This window comes from Amycolatopsis sp. FU40, from assembly GCF_021903635.1.
GTDB lineage: Bacteria > Actinomycetota > Actinomycetes > Mycobacteriales > Pseudonocardiaceae > Amycolatopsis > Amycolatopsis dendrobii.
This window is the reverse complement of record NZ_CP091381.1, coordinates 774113-789362: the sequence shown is the minus strand read 5'-3', so window position 1 is coordinate 789362 and position 15250 is coordinate 774113. Positions and strand designations below refer to the sequence as shown.

Annotated in this window: 11 protein-coding genes; 8 read left to right on the top strand and 3 right to left on the bottom strand. The window is 71.4% G+C overall.

Annotated elements, in window-relative coordinates:
* Nucleotides 1–67: 67 nt before the first annotated feature.
* Both L3Q65_RS04925 and L3Q65_RS04920 read left to right on the top strand, forming a co-directional pair.
* A complete protein-coding gene (locus tag L3Q65_RS04925) occupies nucleotides 68–967 on the top strand; it encodes a shikimate dehydrogenase (RefSeq protein ID WP_237598887.1) in 900 nt (299 codons plus the stop codon).
* Nucleotides 957–2771 (top strand): sugar phosphate isomerase/epimerase and 4-hydroxyphenylpyruvate domain-containing protein, encoded by a 1815-nt coding sequence (locus L3Q65_RS04920; RefSeq protein ID WP_237598886.1) that lies wholly within the window; start codon nucleotides 957–959, stop codon nucleotides 2769–2771. The genes L3Q65_RS04925 and L3Q65_RS04920 overlap by 11 nt, the downstream gene beginning before the upstream one ends.
* A gap of 127 nt (nucleotides 2772–2898) precedes the next feature.
* Here the strand turns inward: L3Q65_RS04920 and L3Q65_RS04915 are convergent, their stop codons facing one another.
* Nucleotides 2899–7491, bottom strand: a complete 4593-nt coding sequence (locus L3Q65_RS04915) for an RHS repeat-associated core domain-containing protein (protein ID WP_237598885.1) — start codon at nucleotides 7489–7491, stop codon at nucleotides 2899–2901.
* 249 nt (nucleotides 7492–7740) lie between these two features.
* On the opposite strand from L3Q65_RS04915, the gene L3Q65_RS04910 reads away from it, so the two are divergent.
* Nucleotides 7741–8784 (top strand): MBL fold metallo-hydrolase, encoded by a 1044-nt coding sequence (locus tag L3Q65_RS04910; protein WP_220508701.1) that lies wholly within the window; start codon nucleotides 7741–7743, stop codon nucleotides 8782–8784.
* 106 nt (nucleotides 8785–8890) lie between these two features.
* On the opposite strand, the gene L3Q65_RS04905 is transcribed toward L3Q65_RS04910, so the two are convergent.
* Complete coding sequence (locus tag L3Q65_RS04905) at nucleotides 8891–9592, bottom strand: FadR/GntR family transcriptional regulator (RefSeq protein WP_182896592.1); 702 nt, start codon at nucleotides 9590–9592, stop codon at nucleotides 8891–8893.
* A 112-nt stretch (nucleotides 9593–9704) separates the two neighbouring features.
* On the opposite strand from L3Q65_RS04905, the gene L3Q65_RS04900 reads away from it, so the two are divergent.
* From L3Q65_RS04900 to L3Q65_RS04880, 5 genes are all read left to right on the top strand, one after another.
* Nucleotides 9705–11156, top strand: a complete 1452-nt coding sequence (locus tag L3Q65_RS04900) for an MFS transporter (protein WP_182896593.1) — start codon at nucleotides 9705–9707, stop codon at nucleotides 11154–11156.
* Between the two features lie 31 nt (nucleotides 11157–11187).
* Nucleotides 11188–12114, top strand: coding sequence for a dihydrodipicolinate synthase family protein (locus tag L3Q65_RS04895; protein WP_182896594.1), 927 nt, complete (start codon nucleotides 11188–11190; stop codon nucleotides 12112–12114).
* Nucleotides 12111–13025: an ROK family protein gene (locus L3Q65_RS04890; RefSeq protein ID WP_237598884.1), complete on the top strand. Its 915-nt coding sequence runs from the start codon at nucleotides 12111–12113 to the stop codon at nucleotides 13023–13025. The genes L3Q65_RS04895 and L3Q65_RS04890 overlap by 4 nt, the downstream gene beginning before the upstream one ends.
* Nucleotides 13016–13732, top strand: a complete 717-nt coding sequence (locus L3Q65_RS04885; RefSeq protein ID WP_237598883.1) for a putative N-acetylmannosamine-6-phosphate 2-epimerase — start codon at nucleotides 13016–13018, stop codon at nucleotides 13730–13732. The genes L3Q65_RS04890 and L3Q65_RS04885 overlap by 10 nt, the downstream gene beginning before the upstream one ends.
* Before the next feature lie 86 nt (nucleotides 13733–13818).
* On the top strand, nucleotides 13819–14979 hold the full coding sequence (locus tag L3Q65_RS04880; RefSeq protein ID WP_237598882.1) for a cytochrome P450: 1161 nt from the start codon (nucleotides 13819–13821) through the stop codon (nucleotides 14977–14979).
* On the opposite strand, the gene L3Q65_RS04875 is transcribed toward L3Q65_RS04880, so the two are convergent.
* Nucleotides 14868–15239, bottom strand: coding sequence for a VOC family protein (locus tag L3Q65_RS04875; protein WP_182896598.1), 372 nt, complete (start codon nucleotides 15237–15239; stop codon nucleotides 14868–14870). The two genes, L3Q65_RS04880 and L3Q65_RS04875, sit on opposite strands and share 112 nt — an antisense overlap.
* Nucleotides 15240–15250: the final 11 nt, after the last annotated feature.

The following is a 15250-nucleotide window of genomic DNA, read 5'->3' as shown; positions in this document are numbered from 1 at the left end:
CCTTTCGCGCCCCGACACGGTACAAGTAACTAACTAGTACATTCATTGACAGCGAGGAGCCGTGCGCATGTCCCCCGACCGCATCGTGCCCGGCCGGCTGCTGACCGGCCTCGTCGGGACCGGAATCGGCCCGTCGCTCTCTCCCGCGCTGCACGAGCGCGAGGCGCGCGCACTCGGCCTGGAGTGCACCTACGCCCGGTTCGACCTCGACGCGCTCGGCATTCCGGCCGACGCCGTCGGCGATCTGATCGCCCAGGCGCGCGAGGAGGGCCTGTCCGGCGTCAACGTCACGCATCCGTGCAAGCAGCTGGTGATCCCGCAGCTGGACGAACTGTCGCCGGACGCGGCGGCGATCGGCGCGGTCAACACCGTCGTCTTCGACGGCCAGCGCGCGGTCGGGCACAACACCGACTGGTCCGGATTCCGCGACGGCTTCGTCGCCGGTCTGCCCGACGCGCCGCTTCGCCGAGTCGTGCTGCTGGGCGCGGGCGGAGCGGGTGCGGCCGCCGCGCACGCGCTGCTGAAGCTCGGCGCCGAATCGCTCACCGTGCTCGATACCGACGCCACCCGCGCGATCCGGCTCGCCGACGACCTCACCGCGCGGTTCGGAGCCGATCGGGCGCGGGCCGGGAACGGTCTCGAGCGCGAGCTTTCCGAAGCCGACGGCTTGGTGCACGCGACCCCGGTCGGCATGGCCGGGCATCCCGGCTTGCCGCTGCCGATTTCGTTGCTGCGCAAGGAACTCTGGGTCGCCGAGATCGTCTACCGGCCGCTGGAGACCCCGCTGCTGCGCGCCGCCCGCGCGCTCGGCTGCCGCACCCTCGACGGCAGCCCGATGGCGGTGCACCAAGCCGCCGCCGCGCTGAAACTGTTCTGCGGCCGCGAACCCGATCCGGCGCGGATGCTGCGGCACCTCACCGAACTGGTCGGAGCCGAGACCTCGGGAGGCGCCAGCCGTGTCGCGTGAACTCCGCACCGGAATCGCCACCGTCTGCCTCTCCGGAACGCTCGACGACAAGCTGTCCGCCGCCGCGGCCGCCGGATTCGACGGCGTCGAGATCTTCGAGCCCGACCTCGTCGCCTCCCCCATGCCGCCCGGCGAGGTCCGGCTGCGCTGCGCCGACCTCGGCTTGTCGATCGACCTCTACCAGCCCTTCCGCGACCTGGACTCCACCGACCCGGACCGGTTCGCGGCGAACCTGCGCCGCGCGGAACGCAAATTCGACCTCATGGAAGAACTCGGCGCCGACACCGTGCTCGTCTGCTCCTCGGTGGCGCACGACGCCGTCGCCGACCTCGACCGCCTCGCCGGGCAACTGCACGCACTCGGCGAACGAGCCGGCGCCCGCGGGCTGCGGATCGCTTACGAGGCACTGGCTTGGGGCAAGGAAGTGTCCACTTACGACCGTTCCTGGGAGGCCGTGCGCCGCGCTGACCACCCGGCGGTCGGCCTGTGCCTGGACAGCTTCCACATCCTCTCGCGCGGCTCGGACCCCGCCGCCATCGCGGGTATTCCCGGCGACAAGCTGTTCTTCCTCCAGCTCGCCGACGCGCCGCATCTGTCGATGGACGTGCTGCAGTGGAGCCGCCACCACCGGCTCTTCCCCGGGCAAGGCGCGTTCGACCTGCCCGGATTCCTCGCCCCCGTGCTCGCCGCCGGATACGCCGGACCGCTCTCGCTCGAGGTGTTCAACGACGTCTTCCGCCAAGCCGATCCCGACCGCGCCGCGATCGACGCGCACCGCTCCCTGCTCGCGCTCGCCGAGGCCACCTCGGCCCCCGATCCGATCGCCCAGCCCGCACCGGTTGTCCGCGGACCGGCCTTCGTCGAACTCTCCGCCGACGATTCCCTCGCCCCGGTCCTGTCCGCACTCGGCTTCGCGCGCACCGGAACCCACCGCACCAAACCCGTGGAACGCTGGGAACAAGGCGCCGCACGGATCCTCGTCAACCGCTCCGGCGGCCCGGCAGCCGTCGCTGCCCTCGCCGTCGAATCCGCCGACCCCGCTGCGGCCGCCCGCCGGGCCATCCGGCTCGACGCGAAACGCCTGCCGCGAGAACAGGGCCCCGCCGAAGCGGACCTCGCCGCGGTCACCGCGCCGGACGGAACAGCGTTGTTCTTCTGCCGCACCGGAAACGAGGACGACTGGACCGGCGACTTCGTGCCCACCGGCGCAACCGCCGACGGCATCGGGATCACCGGCATCGACCACATCGGACTCGCACAGCCCTTCGACCACTTCGACGAAGCAGCCCTGTTCTACCGCACCGTGCTCGGCCTAGAACCCGCCGCGGCCGGCGAATTCGCCGCGCCGTTCGGCCTCGTCCGCAGCCGAGCGGTCGCCGACCCGCACCGCCGGATCCGGCTGGCGCTCACGGTTTCCCTGCTGCGCCGCGGCGAATGGGCGCCCGGCGTGTCCGAACCGCAGTACATCGCCCTCGCCGTCGACGACCTTCTCGCCGCGGCCCAAGCCGCCCGCGCCGCCGGCGCTCCCCTGCTGGCCGTCCCGGACAACTACTACGCCGACCTCGACGCCCGCCTCGACCTGCCCGCCGGCCGGCTCGCCGCCTACCGGGAACTCGGCGTGCTGCACGAACACACCGCCGAAGGCGACTACCTGCAAGCCTGCACCGAAGTACTCGGCGGCCGGGTGTTCCTCGCGCTGGTCCAGCGCCTCGGCGGCCACGACGGCTACGGCTGGACCGACGCCCCGGTCCGCATGGCCGCTCACCGCCGGCGGCGACTCGCCCGTACGCACGTGCCCGCCTGAACGCCGGCCGCCGGAGACGCGAGCCGGCCGGTGGCCGCCTGTCTCCGGCGAGACTGGCGCACGAGCCGTTCCCGCGCGATCAGTGCGGTGCGTGCCGGCTGCGGCCGGCTCGCCCCGCCGCCGCGGCTCAGTAGTCGCGGACGCGGTCGGGGTAGGAGGTGATCACGTTGCCCTTCTTGTCGACCACGATCCTGAGGTGGTCGAGGTCGTGCGGCTCCCGGACATAGTTCCCGTTCTCCCGCTGGTACTGGATGTCGCCCCGCTCGTTCCGGATGATCTCGGCGCGGCCGGTGTTGTGGTCGAATGGGCCGCGCTCCGGGACGCGCTCGTCGATGTAACCGACCTTCTTGTCCATCGGAACCATATAGACCGTCCGGTCGCCCTGCACTTCCTTCGTGATGCGCGGGTCGCCCGATTTGACCCTTCGCCAAGCGGAGTCGGTGACCTTGACGGCCTTGTCCTTGCTCCACGCGTTTCCGTTGCGGGTGCCGAAAACCCCGTGTTCGGCCTTGCCCGGAACGTTGTCGGTGTGCAGGTCCACGTGGTCGACCCGGCTCTTCTCCCCGCGCCCGCCCCGTTTCATCGGGCCATAGCTCAGCCCTGAGGGCGTGGTGCCGGTCTGTCCCTTCCGTTCCTTGCCGTTCCGCAGGTCGAGCTTGTTCTTCTTGCACCCGCCCGCGAGGCCGAGCGGGTCGCTCCAGGTGAGCGGGTTGCGCACGTACGCGTGCGGGTCGAGCCCGCCGTCGAGCCCGAGCGGGTCCGCGCTGAGGTAGCGGGCGGTGCCGGGGTCGTAATAGCGGTGGCGGTTGTAGTGCAGTCCGGTCTCGGCGTCGAGGTACTGGCCGGGGAACCGAAGCGGCGTCGACGGGCCGGACGGAGCCGAGCGGGGCACGCCCCACAGCGTTTCGTCGCGGTGCCAGGCGATCTGGCCGGTTTCGTCGACCAGTTCGGCGGGCGCGCCGAGGAAGTCCGCGACGATCGCGTGGAAACGGTCGTCGACGCAAGCTTCGCCGTCATACGTGCGATCCGTCTGCGCCACCGGGGTTTCGTCGTCCGGATGCCACTCCCACGTGGTGCTGCGCGCGCGGCCCGACGGCGTCGCTTCGATCTGCTCCACGAGCAGGTCGTCGCTCCACACGAAACGGATCTCGAACACGACCGTTTCGCCGTCGAGGCGCTGCTTCGCGACGCGGCGGCCGAGCGCGTCGTAGCGGTACCGCCACTGCTGCCCGTCCGGGGACGTCGCGCCGACGAGCCGGTCTTCGCCGTTCCACTCGTACGTCCAGCCCTCGCGGCTGACGAGCCTGCCCTGCGCGTCGAACTCACCGGCGCGCTTGTCCGGCAGTGCCACGGCGTCGGCACGATCGTACCGGTACTGCTCCGGGCCGTTCGGGCCCTGCACTGCGAGGACGCGGCCCATCCGGTCGAGCGTGAACTCGCGCCGGCCGCCCAGCAGTTCCTCGACGGCGGAAATGGCGCTGTCGGCCCGGAATTCGTAGACGCGGCGCTGCGCGATGGCGGCCGGTCCGGTGGCGACGGTCTGGCTGCGCAACCGGTATCGCGCGTCCCATTCCTGAGTCAGCTCGGCGGCGCCGAGCCCGCGCCAGATCTCCCGGCCCGCCGCGTCGTGGCGGAACCGGAGCGTGCGCGGGCCCGCGGCAAGCGACTCGGGCGCGCCCCGGCCGTCGTAGTCCCAACGGCTCTCCACCCCCGAAGGGGTTCGCCGGTGCACGAGGTTGCCCGCGAGGTCGTAGCCGGTCGTGACCGTCTCGCCGTCGACGGTCTCGGCCACCACCCGGCCGAGAGCGTCGTAGGTGAACGAGACGTCGGCGCTGGCGTTCACGGCGCGCACCATGCGCCCGGCTGCGTCGTAGGCGTAGCGGCTGACATCGTCTTCAGTGCGCTTCTCGACGAGGTTGCCACGCAGATCGTAGGCATAGGTGGTGACGCTGCCGAGTGCGTTGGTGCGCGAGACGAGCTGTCCCGCGGCGTCGTAGGCGTAGGTCAGCACTCGCCCGTCGAAGTCGGCTTCGCGGACCACGCGCCCTTCGCCGTCGTACTCGAACCGCCAGGTCTGGCCCTCGCCGTTGGTGGCGGCGATCATCTGCAACTCGGTGTCGTACTCGACCTGAAGGCGGCTGCCGTCCGGCATGATCTGGGTGATCGGGAGATCGAAGGCACCGTAGTCGACACGGGTGACGCCGCCCAGCTCGTCGATCTCCTCCCGCACGTTGCCCTCGCCGTCGTAGACCCGGCGTTGCACGGACCCGTCCGGCGCGGTCCGCCGCCAGCCGCGGCCCTCGACCGTCCACGCGTACTCGGTGGTGCCGCCGAGCACGTCGGTCTCGGAGACCACCCGGCCCATCGCGTCGTACGAGGTGCGCGTGACGGCGCCCAGCGGGTCGGTGACCGTGACGGGCCTGCCGAAGGCGTCGGACTCGATCCTCGTGAGATTGCCCAGCTCGTCGACGGACCTGCGCACCGCGCCGTCCTCGCCGACGGTGTAGCGGACGGTCGCACCGAGCGGGCCGTGCACCGCGGCGAGCCGCCCTTCCTCGTCGTACTCCTGCCGCCACACGGCGCCGTCGGGCTCCACAGTGGACAGCAGCCGGTGCTCGGAGTACTCGAACAGGCGGCGCGCGCCGTCCGGGAACGTGTACGCCACCAGGTCGCCCTGTTCGTCGTACTCCCACCGCGAGGTGCGGCCCAGCTCGTCGGTCTGGGAGACGATGCGATCGAAGCGGTCCCATTCGTAGCGCGTGACCCCGCCGAGCGGGCTCACGTGGCGCACGATCTGGAAGTTCGCGTTCAGGTGGAATTCGGTGGTGTTGCCGAGCGAATCGGTCGCGGTGCTGACGCGCGCCTCGCTGTCGTAAGCGAAGGTGTAGGCGAGGTGTCCCTCGGTCCCGCTGCCCGACACGCACCGGCTTTGCTCGTCGTAGACGAATTCGTACGAGCGGCCGTTGCGGTCGGTCCACCGCACGACGCGGCCCAGTCCGTCGTAGCCGTAGCGCATCGACTGGCCGGAGGAGTTGATCACCTCGGTCAGCCGGAGTTCGCGGTCGTAGCGGTAGCGGACCAGTTCGACCCGCTCGGCCGCGTTGTCCTCGCCCAGCAGAGTGAGCGCGGTGACCAGCCCCGCCGCGGTTTCGACGCCGATGCGGGCGCCGCCCGAATGCCGGATCTCGGCGAGGAGTCCGTCTTCGTCGTGGCAGAAGTGGATCCGGTGCCCGTCGTTGTCGAAGATCGCCGTCAGCGGCAGCCGTCCGTTGCCGTCGGGCGCGAAGTACAGCATCCGCTGCAGGTCGTGCTGTTCGATGACGTAGCCGCCTTCGGGCGAACGCTTGAGCGGCCAGTACGGCCCGCTGACCGGGAGCGCGGCGCCTTCGGTCACCGGGTAGACGAGGAACGTGCCGTCCTCGGCGGCGAAGCCGATCTCCCCGTCCTCGATCTCGAGCCGCTGGTCCACAGTGGACGCCCACGTGCGGCCGAACCGGAATCCGGCGCGGTAGGTGGAGAAATGCATGCGCTGCAGCACCAGCGGCAGCGCACCGGCGATCACGAGGTCGGTCTCGGGCAGCATCATCCGCCCGGTGGTCATGTCGATCGGGTCGCCGCTGCCCGGACGGCAGTAGCCGGGGGTCGAGTTCTCCGCGGGCGGCTGGTTGTTCTTCTTGATCGAGTTGCCGCCGTCCCGGTCGCGCGTTCCCCCGCGCGAACCGTCCGTCCCCCCGACGTCCTCCCGCGAGCCCGCGGCCGAGGTGTTTTCGTCCCTGGTCTCAGGCTTGTGGTCCTTCGGCGGGTTGGGGTCGCCGGAGGTGTGCGTGTCCCCGCCGCGCTCGCCGCCGCCATGCCCGCCGCTGTGGTCGCCGGAGGCTGTGGTGCTCTCGTTGTCTTTCGAGCCGCCCTTCGGCTTCTCGGATTTGACGTTGATGTCCTTGGGCGTGTGCGTCGCGCCGCCCTTGCCGCTCTTGAGCCCCTTCAGCGCCTTGCCCGCGTCCTCGAAGAGCGTCCCGGCCTTCTTCAGCAGCGGGATCAGCGCCTTGAGCGCCTTGACGAGCTTCGAGGTGACCTTGGCGATGGTCGAGGCGGTCTTGGCGACCGCGGTGACGACCTGCGGCACCACCCACGCCATCCCGATCCCCGCGGTGAACAGCACCTGCAAGGCCCACGAGATCAGGTGCCCGACCAGGTCCGCGATCGTGTCGCGCACCAGCGTTCGCACCGCGGCCACCACTTCGCCCGCGGTCTTCACCCCGCTGGCCGCGCCCTCGGAACCCTTCTGCGCGCTGGCGATCAGCGCGGACGTGTCCCCGGCCCGCTTCCGGTAGGCGTCCGCGGCCTCGCCCTGCCAGCTCTCCAGGTCCTTCTTGATCAGCTCGCCCAGTTCGGCCGAGATGCCCTCGAGTTCCTTGGCGACGTTCGTCCACGTCTCGGCCTGGGACTTGATCTCGTCCGCGTTGCCGGTCAGCGCGTTGAGCGCTTCCTTCAACGGGCCGACGTGCTCCATCAGCCAGCCCACGCCCGCGGCGAGGATCGCGCCGAACGGGTCCATCACCGCGGTCAGCACGTCCAGCGCGGTCCCGACCGCGCCGATCGCCACCGACGCCCAGTTCTTGCTCTCGATGCCCTGCTTCAGCGTCTCCGCGTCCTCGAGCAACGGTATCCCGGACAACGCCGTCGTCGAGTCCTTGACCGGCGCGACCAACGGATTGCTCACTCGACTCCCCCGCACGACGATGTACCGGCCCGCGGCCGTTTGCTCGACCATAACCGCCGTGGGCGGTCAGGCGCTCCGGCGGGCCGATCCTCTGCCCTCCCGACTCCGCCGAAGGGGCCGCACGTGCAGTGGCCCTGGAGAAACCCCGGCGGCTCCGGTCAGTCCGATGAGGACACCGGAGCGATGCCTTGCCGACCGCACCGCCGGCACCATAGCGTGGGCGCATCACCGACCGCGGAGGCAACGCTCATGCCGGCACCCCCCGACACCGGGCCCCGGGACGGAGAATTCCCGGCAGGCAACGGGATGCGAGTGGTCACGCTGGGCACCGGCGGAGGCCCCGTGGTCTCCCAGGGCCGAGCGGGCATCAGCACCTTGGTCACCGTCGACGGCGCCGCCTACGTTGTCGACTGCGGGATGGGATCGGTCCGGAACTATCGCGCCGCGGCCGGCTGGGAACAGCTGCGCGCCGTGTTCCTGACGCACCTGCACTCCGATCACATCTACGATCTCGGCGCGTTCCTCGTCACCGGATGGCAGGTGCCGGGCGAGTCGTTCGCCCGCCCCGTCGAGGTGGTCGGACCCGCCGCGCCGTCCCGGTTCCCCGCGGAGGACGACGCCCGAGCGCAGCGCATCGACGCGGTGTGCGGCAACCGGAAACCGTCGGGAACGCAAGACGTGGTGGCCGCGCTCCTGGAAGGCGTCTACGGCCCGGACGTCGCCGTGCGCATGGCGGACGAGGGCCGCTCCGCGCCGGAAGAATGGATCCGGCCCCGGGACATCGCGATCCCCGAGCACGCGGGCGCGGATCCGGTGACGTGCCGTCATCCGCCGGTCGAACCGTTCGAGGTGTACGCCGACGACCTCGTGCGCGTCACCGCGACCCTGGTGGATCACCGGCTCTGCTACCCCGCGTTCGCGTTCCGGTTCGACAGCGCGCACGGCTCGGTCGTGATCAGCGGCGACACCGCGGTTTCGGGCAACCTCATCGCCTTGGCGCGGGGAGCGGACTTGCTGGTGCACGAGGTCATCGACCTCGACGCCATGCTCGCCACCCTGCCCGCCGGCCCGAAGCGCGAGGGCATCGCCCGGCACCTGCGGGAGTCCCACACCCCGCACACGGCAGTCGGAGGGGTCGCCCGTCAGGCCGAGGTCCGCCGGCTGGTGCTGAGCCACGTGGTCCCCAACCACCTCGACGCGGTCGACCCGCGGCGCCTCGTCGCGACCGCCCGGGAAACGTTCCCCGGTCCCGTCGCGGTGGCACGCGATCTGGACACGTTCGAAGTCCGCTGACCGGCATCACCGGCGCCGCTCAGCGCGCCGTCGATGTTTCCGCGCGAGTCATCGCTCGGAGCGCGCACCCGGTCCGCGGCCGTCGCGGCGAGCGCGAGCGCCGGGCTTATCCGCCGGCCCGGGCGAGCCGCGCCCTGATGTCGGCGAAATGCTCGGTCATCGCGGTCCGGGCCCGCGCCGCGTCGCCCGCGCGCAGCGCCTTCACGATCGCGCGGTGCTGCTCGGCGGTATGCGCGACGTTCGCCGCGTCGGCCGGCAGCGTGAGCTCGGATTCGGCGGAGTGGTAGGAGTCCCAGAACAGGTCCACGAGCTGCCCCACCAGCGGGTTGGCCAAGCCGGCGTACAGGGTGCGGTGGAATTCGCGGTCGACTGCCGGGTCCAGCGACGTCCGGATCATCTCGTCGCAGAGGCCCTCCAGCCGCGCCAGCGTCTCGTCGCTGAACGCGCCGGCCAGGACGTCCATCGTCCCGACCTCGACGAGTTCGCGGATGTCGACCAGGTTGAGCAGACCGCCCGCTCCCCCGTCGGCCAGCGTGCGGAACACCAGCGAGGGCGCGAGCACGGCGAGCGAACCCTCCCCGACGAACGTGCCGTGGCCGTGCCGGATGTCGACGATGCCCAGCGCGCGCAAGCCGCGGATCGCTTCCCGGACCGTGTTCCGCGATACCGCGAGCCGGTCGATGAGTTCCAGTTCGGTCGGCATCGGATCGCCTGCCCGCAGGCCCAGCTCCCGGATCAGCCGCAGGATCTCGGCGGCGAGCGGATCGCCGTGCGCCGGGCGCGGCCTGCCTGCGGTGGCTCGGGTCATCGCAACCTCATTTCCGGAAGACGCCCTTTACTTCGGACCCTGCGTGTGCCTACTCTACCGCACAACGTTGGACGTCCAACGTCCAACCTCAAGCGCCGGTCCTGGAGGAGCAATGACGCACGCCGAGCCGCCCGCGCGGTGGTACCGCCAGATCGACCGCGGCCAGTGGAAGGCGTTCGCCGCCGCCTGGCTCGGCTACCTGCTCGACGGATTCGACTTCGTCCTCATCACGCTCGTGCTGACCGAGGTCAAGGACACCTTCCAGCTGACCACCGCGGAAGGAGCCGCGCTGATCTCGGCGGCGTTCGTCTCGCGCTGGGTCGGCGGGCTGGTGATCGGCGCGCTCGGCGACCGGTACGGCAGGCGCAGCGCGATGATCGTCTCGATCGTGCTGTTCTCCGCGGGCACCCTCGCCTGCGGGCTCGCGCCGTCCTACGGGGTGCTGTTCGCGGCGCGGCTGGTCATCGGCCTCGGCATGGCGGGCGAGTACGGAGCCAGCTCCACCTACGTGATCGAGTCCTGGCCGCAGCACCTGCGCAACAAGGCCAGCGGGTTCCTGATCTCCGGGTACTCGATCGGCACCGTCGTGGCGGCCGGAGCCTACGAACTGGTCGTGCCCGCCTGGGGCTGGCGCGCGCTGTTCTGCATCGGGCTGGCCCCGATCGCGGTCGCGGTCTGGCTGCGCCGGAGCCTCCCCGAGGCGCGGGACTGGACCGAAGCCGGGAACACCGGCGAACCGACGGTGCTCGACATCCTGTTCCGCGGCCGCCGCGCGGCCGTCAACCTCGCGCTCGCCGCCGTCGCGCTGACGTCGCTCGTGCTGATCTTCACCGGGATCGCGGATTCCGCGGCACTGGTGATCCCGCTCGCGGTCGCCGCCGCCGCGGTGTTCGTCTCCTACATGGTGCAGTTCTCCGGCCGCCGCTGGCCGACCGGGATCACCGTGATGGTGATCGTGTTCTGCGCGTTCCTGTACTCGTGGCCGATCCAGTCGCTGCTGCCCACCTACCTCAAGACCAGCCTCGGCTACAGCCCGGCGCAGACCAGCACCGTCCTGTTCTTCGCGGGCCTGGGCGCCGCGGCCGGCTGCTGGGTGGCCGGGTTCACCGGCGACCGCTTCGGCACCGCCCGCGCCTACTGGGTCAGCCTGCTGATCTCCCAGGTGCTGATTTTCCCGGTGTTCGCGCTCGGCGGGCAGCAGCTCGTCCTGCTCGGCGTGCTGCTGTTCCTGCAGCAGGTGTTCGGCCAGGGCATCTCCGGCCTGCTGCCCAAGTGGATCGCCGGGTACTTCGACGTCCGGCACCGCGCGGCGGGCCTCGGGTTCACCTACAACGTCGGCGCGCTCGGCGGCGCGGTCGCCCCGGTGTTCGGCGCGAGCCTGGCCACCCACCTCACCCTCGGCACCGCGCTGGCCGTGCTGTCGTTCTCCCTCACCTTCGTCGTCCTGATCCTCATCGCGATCGACGCCCCGACCCGGATCCAGCGGCTGCTGCGCCCGGACGCCGCCTGGACCGCCGACGCCGTCGACGGCCGGACCCGTTCCGCCGCCGCGACCGCCCGCTGAACCGCCCGTCCTCGAACCGCAAGGAAACCCTGTGATCACCGCACCGCTGCACGGCGTCGTCCCGCCGGTCTGCACCCCGCTCACCGCGGGCTGCGAGGTCGACGTGCCCTCGCTGGAACGCCTCCTCGACCACCTTCTCGACGCAGGGGTCGACGGGCTCTTCGTGCTCGGCTCCACCAGCGAGACCGCCTTCCTGCCCGATGCGCACCGGCGCACCGTGCTGGAGGTGGCGGTCGCCCGCGCGGCCGGGCAGGTCCCGGTGCTGGCCGGCGCCATCGACATGACCACGCTGCGCGTGCTCGACCAGGTGCGGACGGCGGCCGCCGCGGGCTGCGACGCCGTCGTCGTCACCGCACCCTTCTACACGCGCACCCACCCGGCCGAGATCGACCGCCATTTCCGGCTGGTCGCCCAGCGGAGCCCGGTCCCGGTTTTCGCTTACGACCTCCCGGTTTCGGTGCACACGAAGCTGACCGCGGACCTGCTGTGCGGCTGGGCCGCCGACGGCGTGCTGGCCGGGCTGAAGGATTCCAGCGGCGACGAGGCGGCCATGCGGTCCGTGACGCTCGCGACCCGCGACAGCGCGCCTTCGTTCAGCGTGCTGACCGGTTCCGAGACCACAGTGGACACTGCGCTGCGCATGGGGGTGCACGGCGTGGTGCCCGGACTCGGCAATGTCGATCCGCACGGCTACGTCCGGCTGTACCGGCATTGCGTCGCCGGCGAATGGGATGCCGCGGCGAAGGAACAGGAACGGCTGATCCGGCTGTTCGACCTCGTCAACGCCGGGTCCGCCGCCCGCATGGGCCGCGGCTCGTCGGCGCTCGGCGCCTTCAAGGCGGCGCTGCATCTGCTCGGCGTCATCGGCGATCCGCTCACCGCTCCCCCGCAGATCCCTCTTGACGCGGGCGAAATCGATCGGGTCCGGACGCGGCTCGCCGAAAGCGGCTTGCTGTGACGACGACCGCGGGCGTGGACATCGGCGGCACCAAGATCGCCGCGGGACTCGTCGACGACGGCGAGGTCGTGCGGATGCTCCGCAGGCCCACGCCGGACGGCGGTTCCGCGGCGGTGCTGGACACGGTGGCGACGATGCTGCGCGAACTGGCCGGGCCGTTCTCGGCGATCGGGGTCGGCTCGCCCGGCATCGTCCGCGACGGGACGGTCGTGTCGGCGACGGACGTGGTGCCCGGCTGGGCAGGCGCGCCCGTCCGAGAGCGGTTGTCCGGGGAGTTCGGCGTGCCGGTCGCGGTCGACAACGACGTGCGAGCGATGGCGTACGGCGAGTCCTGCCGGACCGAAGGGAAACCGGACGGCCTCGTCCTGTACGTCTCAGTCGGCACCGGTCTCGGCGGAGCCCTTGTCCGGCACGGCGTTCTCGTGCACGGCAACCACGGGAGCGCCGGGGAGATAGCGCATTTGCTGACGCCGGAACGCGGCGCGCGGCCATGCGGCTGCGGCCGGTACGACCACCTCGAAGCGAGCGTCGCCGGGCCTGCCGTCGCGGCCGCGTATTCCGCCAGGGCCGGCGGCGAACCAGTGCCGCTGCCGGAGATCGCGAGGCGGATGCGGGCAGGCGAGCCGGACGCCGCCGCGGTCGTGGCGGGAGCGGGCCGGATCCTGGGAAGGGCGCTGAGCGGGTTCGTCACCGCCGTCGACGTCGACGCGGTCGTCCTCGGCGGAGGCGCCGGGCTCGGACTCGGCGAGCCGTTCGTCCAGGCAGCAGCCGAGGCCCTGCGGGCAGAAGTCCGCCCGGCGGGCCGTCCGGCGGAGGTGCGATCGGCGCGGCTGGGCGCCGACGCGCCCGTCCTCGGCGCCGCGTTGCTGGCGCTCCTGGCACTCGAGGAAGGAACCGCGGAATGCGCTTGACGCGGGAAGAATTCGTCCGCACGATCCACGGCAGGCTGATCGTTTCGTGCCAGGCGCCCGAAGGACATCCGTTGCGGGACACGCCGACGATCGTCCGCATGGCACAGGCCGCCGTTCGCGGCGGCGCCGCGGCGATCCGGTGCGGAGGCGTCGGCGGCGTGCCGGACGTGGCCGCCGTCCGCGCCGCGGTGGACGTCCCGGTGCTCGGGCTCACCAAGGACGGCACGGAAGGCGTCTACATCACGCCGACCGTCGCCGCCGCGCACGCCGTGCTCGACGCGGGCGCGGCCGTCGTCGCCGCCGACGGCACCTCGCGGCCGCGCCCGGACGGATCGGCTTTCGCGGACCTCGTCGCCGCCGCGCACGGTCGCGGCGGACTCGTGCTCGCCGACGTGTCCACTGTGGACGAAGGAATCGCCGCGGCCGAGGCGGGAGCGGACCTCGTCGCGACCACCCTTTCCGGATACACCGGCAATTCGCCGCATCGGGACGGGCCGGACCTGGACCTGGTCGCGGCCTTGCGGAAAGCACTGCCGGCCACGCCGGTCATCGCCGAAGGCCGCTACCACAGGCCGGACTCGGCAGCAGCCGCGCTCGCTCGCGGAGCCGCCGCCGTAGTCGTCGGCACCGCGATCACCGACCCGGCCTGGCTGACGGCGTCCTTCGCCGCGGCCGCCGCCGGACAGACCGGAGTTCTCAGTCCGTGACACACCTCACGTCCGTTTTGCCTGATTGCCGTGGCCTCCCGGGCGGCCATGCTGCGACTCCAGGCAAGCCGACGCGAGGAGTCCGCATGAGCGACGAGGAAACCTTCCCGATGGCGCGTGCGCCACGGTGCCCCTTCGATCCCGCGCCCGGATTGACGACGCGGCCGCCGGTGTCGCGGGTCCGGCTGTGGGACGGCAGCGAGCCCTGGCTGATCACCCGGTATGCCGATGTCCGTGCGGTGCTGGCGGATCCGCGGGTCAGCGCCGACGTCGCGCAGCCTGGTTTTCCGCACACCAACGCGATCAGCAAGGCGCGCGACGCGCGGATGAAGACGTTGATGCAGATGGATCCGCCGGAGCACACCGCGCAGCGGCGGATCCTGGCCCCGGAATTCACCGTCCGGAAAATGGCGGCGCTGCGGCCGCGCATTCAGCGATTAGCCGACGATCTCCTTGACGGAATGCTCGCCGGACCGAATCCGGCCGATCTGGTCGAGGCGTTCGCGGCGCCGCTCCCCTCGCTGGTGATCCGCGGACTGCTCGGCGTCCCTTGCGCGGATCGCGATTTCTTTCAGAGCGTGGCCCGCACGCTCGTCATGGACGACCCGGACCCGACGCGGGCTGTCACGGCCAGCCAAGAGCTGAATGCGTATCTGGAAGGGCTCGTCGCCACGGAGGCCGCCGAGCCGGGTTTGCTCAGCAAGCTGCCCGTCGAGCAACGGGAAGCGATGTCCCCGCGTTCCATTGCCGTGCTGGGGCAACTTCTTCTCGTCGCCGGTCACGACACCACCGCAGCCATGATCGCGTTGGGCACGGCCGTGTTGCTGACGCACCCGGAGCAGTTCAGCGATGTGTCCGGCCCGGCGGAGGAACTGTTGCGCTACTTGTCGATCACGCACACCGAGGCACGTCGCGCGAACCGGGATCCGCTGGTCTTCCCGGACCCCGGCCGCTTCGACATCCGCCGGTCCGCTCGCCACCACGTCGCGTTCGGCTATGGGCGGCACCTCTGCCTCGGTGCGCCGCCGGCCCGGGTGGAGCTGGAGGTCGCGTACGCGACGTTGCGGCGACGGGTGCCGACGCTGACGCTGGCCGCCCCGCTGGATCGCTTGGAGTTCAAGGAGAACGCGATCTTTTATTCGGTGCGCGAACTGCCGGTTACGTGGGCAAGCACGTTGACGACGTTGCCGCCCGGATCCTCCGCAAAGAACCGCCGCACTCCCCACGACTCGTCAGTCAGCGGATAGACCACCCGCAGCCCGCGCCGCACCACCTCGGCGTGGGCTGCTTCGACCGCCTCGGGGTCGCCGAGGTCGATGCCCCAGCGAGGGACGGGATCGGTGCTTCCGGGCGGGAGGACGAGCACCTGCGCGGCCGGGTTGTCGCCGCTTCGGAGGCCGAGAGCGGGATAGTCCATGGCGACGTCGAGCCCCAGGACGTGGACGTAGAAGTCGCGGGTCGCGGCGTCGTCGGCGCCTTCGGAGTAGGCGATGATGCGTTTGATCACCCGGTGAGCAT